5 protein-coding genes are annotated in these 7,671 nt (G+C 71.5%); 2 read left to right on the forward strand and 3 right to left on the reverse strand.

The window, feature by feature from the left end; translation table 11 throughout:
• The first annotated feature begins 238 nt into the window (after window positions 1-238).
• Both BZL64_RS28255 and BZL64_RS28260 read left to right on the forward strand, forming a co-directional pair.
• Window positions 239-2,335, forward strand: a complete 2,097-nt coding sequence (locus tag BZL64_RS28255) for a SpoIIE family protein phosphatase (protein ID WP_086772002.1) — start codon at window positions 239-241, stop codon at window positions 2,333-2,335.
• A 167-nt stretch (window positions 2,336-2,502) separates the two neighbouring features.
• Window positions 2,503-5,157: an RICIN domain-containing protein gene (locus tag BZL64_RS28260; protein WP_086772003.1), complete on the forward strand. Its 2,655-nt coding sequence runs from the start codon at window positions 2,503-2,505 to the stop codon at window positions 5,155-5,157.
• A 119-nt stretch (window positions 5,158-5,276) separates the two neighbouring features.
• Here BZL64_RS28260 and BZL64_RS28265 read toward each other — a convergent pair whose 3' ends face one another.
• From BZL64_RS28265 to BZL64_RS28275, 3 genes are all read right to left on the reverse strand, one after another.
• Complete coding sequence (locus tag BZL64_RS28265; protein ID WP_086772004.1) at window positions 5,277-6,533, reverse strand: MFS transporter; 1,257 nt, start codon at window positions 6,531-6,533, stop codon at window positions 5,277-5,279.
• Window positions 6,534-6,629: 96 nt separating this feature from the next.
• On the reverse strand, window positions 6,630-7,160 hold the full coding sequence (locus BZL64_RS28270) for a cyclophilin-like fold protein (RefSeq protein WP_086772005.1): 531 nt from the start codon (window positions 7,158-7,160) through the stop codon (window positions 6,630-6,632).
• A partial coding sequence (locus BZL64_RS28275; RefSeq protein ID WP_086772006.1) for a Rossmann-fold NAD(P)-binding domain-containing protein occupies window positions 7,157-7,671 on the reverse strand: 515 nt, incomplete at its 5' end. The genes BZL64_RS28275 and BZL64_RS28270, both read right to left, overlap by 4 nt.

The following is a 7,671-nucleotide window of genomic DNA, read 5'->3' on the forward strand; positions in this document are numbered from 1 at the left end:
TCACAGGGTGACCTCTCACCGCCCGTCCGCCTCGCGGCACGTCCTCGGCCGGCCGGTGAGAGGTCACCCTGTGACCGGCAGCAGAACTGTTCTCGGGGCCGGGTGGCCGCAGCCTTGCGCTGGAATCCCTGGTTCTCCGGGATGCCGGCGGTCCCGTCGGAGGCGCAGCATGGAGTGAGGTTCTGCGTCGGCGCCGAGCGCGCTGTCGGAGTCGGAGGGTGGGTGGAGGGAGGAGACGATGGCCCACGAGGCGGCGCCCGACGCCGGAGATTCCGAGACGCGAGGGTCCGCGGCCGGTGCGGGCCGCCCGGTGCACGGGGGACTGCTGGACGTCTTGAACGTCGCGGCCGTCGTGGTGGACACCGACGGGAGGATCGCGTTCTGGAGTCCGCAGGCCACCGAAACCTTCGGCTACACGGCAGGGGAAGCGTTGGGGCAGTACGCGGCGCGGCTGCTGCTCAGCGAGGACAACCGGAGGCGGGCGGTGGAGCTGTTCGCCACGGTGATGGGCACCGGGCAGAGCTGGGCCGGGGTGTTCCCCGTCCGGCACAGGGACGGCACGACCCGGCTGGTGGAGTTCCGCAACGTACGGCTGCTGGACTATCTGGGGGACGTGTACGCGCTGGGCCTCGCGGTCGATCAGACGGCACTGGACGACGTCGAGAGCCGGCTGGCGCTGTCGGAGCAGTTGGTGTCGCAGGCGCCGGTGGGATTCGCCCTGCTCGACACCGATCTCCGGTACCGGCTGATCAACCCCGCGCTGGAGCGGATCAACGGGGTTCCGGCCGCGGAGCACATCGGCCGCCGCCCCCGCGACATCCATCCCTACGACGGAGTGAGGACGGTCGAGTCGGCCCTTCGCCACGTGCTGGCGACCGGCACCCCGCTCATCGACCAGTACATCGTGAGCCGCACCCGGGCAGACCCCGACCACGACCACGCCTGGTCGGTGTCGTACTACCGGATCCAGGGCCCCGCGGGCCGGGTGATCGGGGTGGCGTCCTCGGTCGTCGACGTCACCGAACGCCACCTGGCGTCCGCAGAAGCAGAGCGGGCCCGCCGGCGACTGGCGGTGATCGCCGACGCCTCGGCCCGCATCGGGACGACACTCGGGGTGGAGCGGACCGCCCGCGAGCTGGCCGAGGTCGCGGTCCCCGATCTCGCGGACGTGACCGCCGTCGACGTCCTGGACGACGTGCTCTCCTGCCGCACCCACACGCGCCGCCCGAAGGAGGAGGGACCCGAGCTGTTCCGGGCGCTCGCCGTCGCCTCCGCCTTCCCCACCGACACCACCGGGGCCGCCGACCCGGTCGGCGAGGTCGCCGCCTACGGCCCGCACCGGCTCATCACTCAGTGCGTACGCACCGGCCTGCCGATCCTCGTGGCCCACTGCGACGAAGCCGACCTGCGGCGCATCGCCCGCGATCCGCAGGCCGCCGACACTCTCGCCCGCGCCGGCGCGCACTCCTACCTCGCCGTTCCACTGATCGCCCGGGGCGACATCCTCGGCGCCTTCGACCTCCTGCGCATCCGCAACCCCCACCCCTTCGACGGCGATGACGTCCTGCTCGCCCGCGAACTGGCAGCACGGGCCGCCGTCGCCATCGACAACGCCTGCTGGCACCAGAACGTGCGGAACGCGGCGGAAACCCTCCAGCGCAGTCTCCTGCCACCCGCGCCGCCACAACGCCCGGGTCTGAAGATCGCCTCCCTCTACCGGCCGGCCCAGGCGGTCAACGAAGTCGGAGGCGACTGGTACGACGTCATCCCTCTGACCGGTGACAAGACCGCCCTCGTCATCGGCGACGTCATGGGCAACGGCATCGACGCGGCGGCCACCATGGGCCAACTGCGCACGGCAGCCCGCGCCTACGCCGCCCTCGACCTGCCCCCCGACGAGATCCTCCACCACCTCGACCAGCTCACCCACGGCATGGAGCACTACATCGCCACCTGCCTCTACGCCACCTACGACCCCCACACCAGGCACTGCCGCCTCGCCAACGCCGGCCACCTCCCCCCGGTCGTCGTGCGTGCCGGGCACGAACCCGAACTGCTTCACCTGCCCGCCGGAGCCCCCCTCGGCGTCGGCGGCGTCGGCTTCCACACCGTCACCGTCGCCCTCCGACCCGGCGACCGGCTCCTGCTCTACACCGACGGCCTCGTCGAAACCCGCGACGCCCCCATCGACGAACGGCTCGACCTCCTCCTGAGCGCCCTGCGTCCCACCGAGGCGCTCCTGGACGCCACTTGTGCCCATCTTGTCGACGCCATGCGCCGCCCCGACGAGGCGGACGACGTCGCCCTCCTGCTCGCTGAGATCCGGCGGCTGTGACGGCTCCGCCCCACCTCGCCGACCGTGGTCGGATCGTCCGGAAAAACGTTTTCGGCTCACGGCAACCTTTTGCGTGGCCTGTGACGACAAGGGGTCGGATCCGGCCACTCCGGTAGCTGGGTCCGGCTTTTGTTCGGTGAACGGCACGCAAGGAGAACACCTCCCCGATGAACAACCCCACGAACGGCGAGCGCCGCGGGCGCCACCGCCGTCGCTGGACCGCGACCGGCCTGGTGATCGGCGTCCCCGCCGTCCTCGTGCCGTATCTCCTGTTCGCGCAGGAGGACTCGCAGGCCGCCACCGTCGACGGCAATGCCTACTACCGGCTGGTCTCCGTTCGCAGCGGCAAGGTGATGGACGTCAACGCCTTCTCCACCGCCGACGGCACCCGTATCCAGCAGTGGACCGACCAGGGCACCACCAACCAGCAGTGGAGGCTGAAGCCCACCGGGGACGGCTACTACGAGCTGGTGAACCGCAACAGCGGCAAGATGCTGGGCATAGCGGGCAGTTCGACCGCCAAGTCGGCTGCCGCCGAGCAGCAGACCGACAGCTCCTCCACCTCCCAGGAGTGGCGGATCGACGATGTGAGCGGCGCCGTCACCTTCACCTCCCGCAGGAGCGGCCACGTCCTGGATGTCTCCGGAGGCTCAAAGGCCGACGGCGCGGCACTCATCCAGTATCCGGGCAAGGGCAGCACCAACCAGCAGTGGAAGCTGGTGAAGACGGCCGAGACCCAGGTGGCCGGGACCGGCGGGGCGCAGGCCACGGGCGCGTCCGGACCGTATGCCTGGAAGAACGCCCAGGTGGTGGGCGGCGGTTACGTCACCGGACTGGTGTTCAACCCGCGCGAGAAGGGCCTGCTGTACGCGCGCACCGACATGGGCGGCGCCTACCGCTGGGACGCCGCGGCCGAGCAGTGGATCCCGCTGACCGACTGGGTCGGCGAGAAGGACTGGAACCTGCTGGGCATCGACTCGATGGCCACCGACCCCGTCGCCCCCGAGCGGCTCTACGTCGCGGCGGGCACCTACACCAACGGCTGGGCGGGCAACGCCTCGATCCTGCGCTCCACGGACCGTGGCCGCACCTTCGAGCGCACCGACCTGCCCTTCAAGCTGGGCGCCAACGAGGACGGCCGCGGGGCGGGCGAACGGCTGGTGGTCAACCCCTCGGACAACGGGACCCTGCTGCTCGGCACCCGCAAGAACGGCCTCTGGCGCAGCACCGACCACGGTGTGACCTGGAGTCAGGTCTCCTCGTTCCCCGTCAAGGACGGGGCGAGCAGCGGCGCGGGCATCTCCTTCGTGACGTACGACCCGAAGGACAGCAGGACGGTCTATGTCGGCGTCGCCGACAAGTCCACCTCCCTGTACCGCTCCACCGACGGCGGCAGCACCTGGCAGGCCGTCTCCGGACAGCCCGCCGGCCAGCTGCCGCAGCACGGCGTGCTCTCCGGTGACGGCTCGCTGTACCTGACGTACACCGACGTCGTCGGCCCCAACGGCGTGACCGCCGGCTCGGTGTGGAAGTACACGCCGGCCCGTGGCACGTGGAAGAACGTCTCGCCGTCCCAGGGCAGTTACGGGTTCTCCGGTCTGGCCGTGGACCCGCAGAAGCCGTCCACGGTGATGGTCACCACCCTCGACCGCTGGTGGCCCGAGGACGAGATCTACCGGACCACCGACGGCGGTACGACCTGGAAGGCGCTGGCCGACAAGTCCGTGCGGGACGCCTCCGCCGCTCCCTACGTCGGTACCGGCACCGGGCACTGGATGACCGCCCTGGCCATCGATCCCTTCAACTCCGGGCACGTGCTGTACGGCACCGGCAGCGGCATCTGGCGCAGCAAGGACGCGGCCGCCACCGACAGCGGCGGCACCAGCCACTGGACCGTGGGGGCCCGAGGGCTGGAGGAGACCGCGGTGCTGGACGCGGTCGCCCCGCCCGGCGGCGCCACCGTCATCTCGTCCATGGGGGACCTGGGCGGCTTCCACTACGGCTCCTCCAACTCCCTGACCAAGGTGCCCGCCGGGCGGCTGGACAACCCGATGATGGTCACCAGCACCGACATCGACTTCGCCCAGTCCAACCCCTCGCTGATGGTCCGCGTCGGCCGTGGCGGCAAGCAGGACGGTGCCTACTCCACCGACGGCGGCAGCAACTGGAACGGCTTCACGTCGGAGCCGGTGGGCAGCGCCGACAGCGGGCAGGTCGCGCTCTCCGCGGACGGCTCCGCCATCGTCTGGACCGAGGCCGGTCAGGCCCCGTACCGCTCGACCGACAAGGGGGCGAGCTGGTCGAAGGTCAACGGCCTGGGCAACGGAGCCGTGGTCGTCGCCGACCGCTCCTCGGCCAAGACCTTCTACTCACTGGCCGACGGCACCCTCTACGCCAGCACCGACGGCGGCGCGACCTTCACCGCCCGCGCCACCAGCCTGCCCGCCGGCCGGCTCGCGGCGGTCCCCGGCGTCGCCGGGGACCTGTGGATCTCCGGCGGCGGCAAGGGGCTGCTGCACTCCACCGACGGCGGCCGTACCTTCACCGCGCCCGCAGCGGTGCAGTCCGCGTCCGCCCTCGGCTTCGGCAAGGCCGCACCGGGCACCGCCTACCAGGCCCTGTACCTGATGGGCACCGTCAAGGACGTCACCGGCGTCTTCCGCTCCACCGACAAGGGCGCCACCTGGGTCCGCGTCAACGACGACGCCCACCAGTGGGGCAACATCAGCGGCGGCGGCGTCATCACCGGCGACCCCGACACCTACGGCCGCGTCTACGTAGGCACCAACGGACGCGGACTCCAGTACGGCGACCCGTCCTGACCGTAAAACCCGAGCGGGGCCGCAGCCACGACGGTCTGCGGCCCCGCAAGGGCCAGAAACGCCTGCCGCGCCGGTCCACGGTTCATTCCGCCGTCGGCTCGTCGTGGGTCCGACCGGACTCAGCGAGGCGAAGGTGTCCGCGCCGCGGGGTCGTCCGGCGCGTGGACCGGGGCAGTGTGCTGGGCCACGATGCGGCTGCCGCCGGAGGTGCCGTGGACGGCGAGGGCGATGAGCGGGACCAGGGTGAGTACGGCGATGACCGTGCCGACCAGGGGCGGGCCGGTCAGTCCGAGGGAGGAGTCGAGGGCCACACCGGCGATCCAGGATCCGCCGGCCACGCCCACGTTGAAGGCGGAGGTGGTCAGCGCCGAGGTGAGGGTGGGGGCGTCGCCGGCGAACCGCATGGCGAGCGCGGTGACGACGGGGTTCACCGCGAATCCGGTCAGGCCCATGAGGAAGACGAGGAGGGTGGCCGTGACCGCGTTGGTGGACAGCGGGATCAGCAGGAGCAGGACCAGGGCGGTGGCCGCCGCGGCGGTGATGGTGGTGCCCATCGGGCGGCGTTCGCCCAGACGGCCGCCGGTGGTGGTGCCGCCCAGGGCGCCGACACCGAAGGCGATGAGGACGAACGGGACGGCGCCCGCGGGGATTCCGGCGCGGTCGGTCAGCAGCGGCGTGACGTAGCTGTAGGTCGCGAGGACACCGCCCATGATGAACATGGCGGCGCTCAGTGCCAGCCACAGCCGGCCCTGGCGCAGGGCGCCGAACTCGGCGCGCAGCGAGAGGGCCGCGTGCTGTTCCTGGGCGGGGATGAAGCGGCCGATGAAGACGGCGGCGAGCGCGGAGAGGGCGGCCAGGGCCCAGAACGGGCCGCGCCAGCCGACGATCTGGCCTGCGAAGGAGCCGATGGGTACGCCGACGACGTTGGCGAGGGTCAGCCCGCCGATCATGACGCCGGTGGCGCGGGTGGCCTTCTGTGGGCCCGCGGCGTCGGTGGCGACGACGAAACCGACGGACCAGAACGCTCCGGTGGCCAGGGCGGTGACGATGCGGGCGGCGAGGACGACGGTGAAGGAGGTGCTGAGGGCCGCCACCGCGTGACCGACGCTGAAGACGGACAGGGCCAGGATCAGCGTCTGCCGTTGGGGCAGGCGTAGGGTGGCCATGGCCATGGTCGGCGCCCCGATGATCATGCCGACGGCGAAGGCGGTGATCAGCAGCCCGGCCTGGGCCGTGCTCACACCGAGGCCGGCGGACAGTTCGGGCAGCAGTCCGGCGATGACGAACTCGGTGGTGCCCATCAGGAACGTGCCTGCGGCGAGCACCCAGACGACGAAGGGCAGCTTGCCGGGGATGGTCCCGGATGTGGAAGTCATGCGTGTGATCTCTCCTGGCATGGATTTCGGGCGGATCGTGGTGGTGGCCGTGGCCGTGGCCGCGGCCGTCACGGCGGGTCGAGGACGCGGGGAGGGTCAGGACGCGGCTTCGATGGTGATCCGGTCGGCCCCGGAAAGCAGGTCGGCGTCGGCATCGATGTGGCCGAGGATGAGCAGGTCGGCGTTGGCGGAGTCGCCGTCGCGGTAGAAGAGTGCCAAGTTGCCCCAGGGCGCGTAATAGGTGAGGTCCCCGGCCTTCGGCGCGCGCGGCTCGGGAGCGCCCGAGGTGGTCAGCCTGCGCGGCAGGTCGGCGATCCGCTCTGTCTGGTGGAAGTCCTCCAGATCCAGGGCGAGCGGGAGCAGCTCGGCGAAGTCACCGGCAGCCGGACTGTCGTTCAAGGAGGCGTCGACGGGGCGGCCGTCGAGGGTGACCCGGATGTCCATGGCGGTGTTCCTCTCGGACGGTGTGGTGCGTGCCCCGGCCGTCGGTGTCTGCTGCCGGGCGGAGGACGCGGAGGATGTCGTGTGCGGGGAGGCCGGCGAGGTGTCGCTGCATGCGGCCGCGGTCAGCAGGACAGCGGTGGCCATGGCGGCGCGGGCGAGGACACGGAGGGTGGCCGAGTTCATGGTGTCGCCTCCGGGCGTCGGTCGGGGAAGGGCTCGGCGTAGTGGCGGAAGCCGCCCCGCTCGGCGTGGATGTCGTACAGGCGCTCGGCCAGCACGTCGGGGCTGCTGTGCTCGGCGTCGGGCCTGATGGCTCCAGGGATGATCAGCTGGGCGGCGTGGATGTTCTCCGGGGCGAGCGCGTCGTGCAGCATTGCGGCGTAGGCGCTCTCGGCGGCGAAGGCGATCGAGGTACCGGCGACGTTCGGGTTGGGGCGTACGGCGCTGGAGCCGTTGACGAACAGCAGCGTGCCCCGGCCCAGCTCCCGCATACCGGGCAGGACGGCGTTCACCGCGGTGACGGGGCCCTTGACGGAGAAGGCGAGGGGCGCGTCGAGGTCGTCGGCGCCGGTGTCCAGGACCGATCTCATGAAGTCGGCCCGCGGTACGGGGCTGTACTGGAGGATCTCGATCGGGCCCAGCGAGGTCCCGGCCGCGGACAGGGACGCGGTCAGGGACCTCGCTGGGCCCGATC

The organism is Streptomyces bobili (assembly GCF_002154575.1).
GTDB classification, from domain to species: domain Bacteria; phylum Actinomycetota; class Actinomycetes; order Streptomycetales; family Streptomycetaceae; genus Streptomyces; species Streptomyces bobili.

Bases quoted from the DNA above. Each gene is read 5' to 3' on its own strand.
- BZL64_RS28255 (WP_086772002.1), top strand. From the start codon at position 239: ATGGCCCACGAGGCGGCGCCCGACGCCGGAGATTCCGAGACGCGAGGG.
- BZL64_RS28260 (WP_086772003.1), top strand. From the start codon at position 2,503: ATGAACAACCCCACGAACGGCGAGCGCCGCGGGCGCCACCGCCGTCGC.
- BZL64_RS28265 (WP_086772004.1), bottom strand. From the start codon at position 6,533: ATGACTTCCACATCCGGGACCATCCCCGGCAAGCTGCCCTTCGTCGTC.
- BZL64_RS28270 (WP_086772005.1), bottom strand. From the start codon at position 7,160: ATGAACTCGGCCACCCTCCGTGTCCTCGCCCGCGCCGCCATGGCCACC.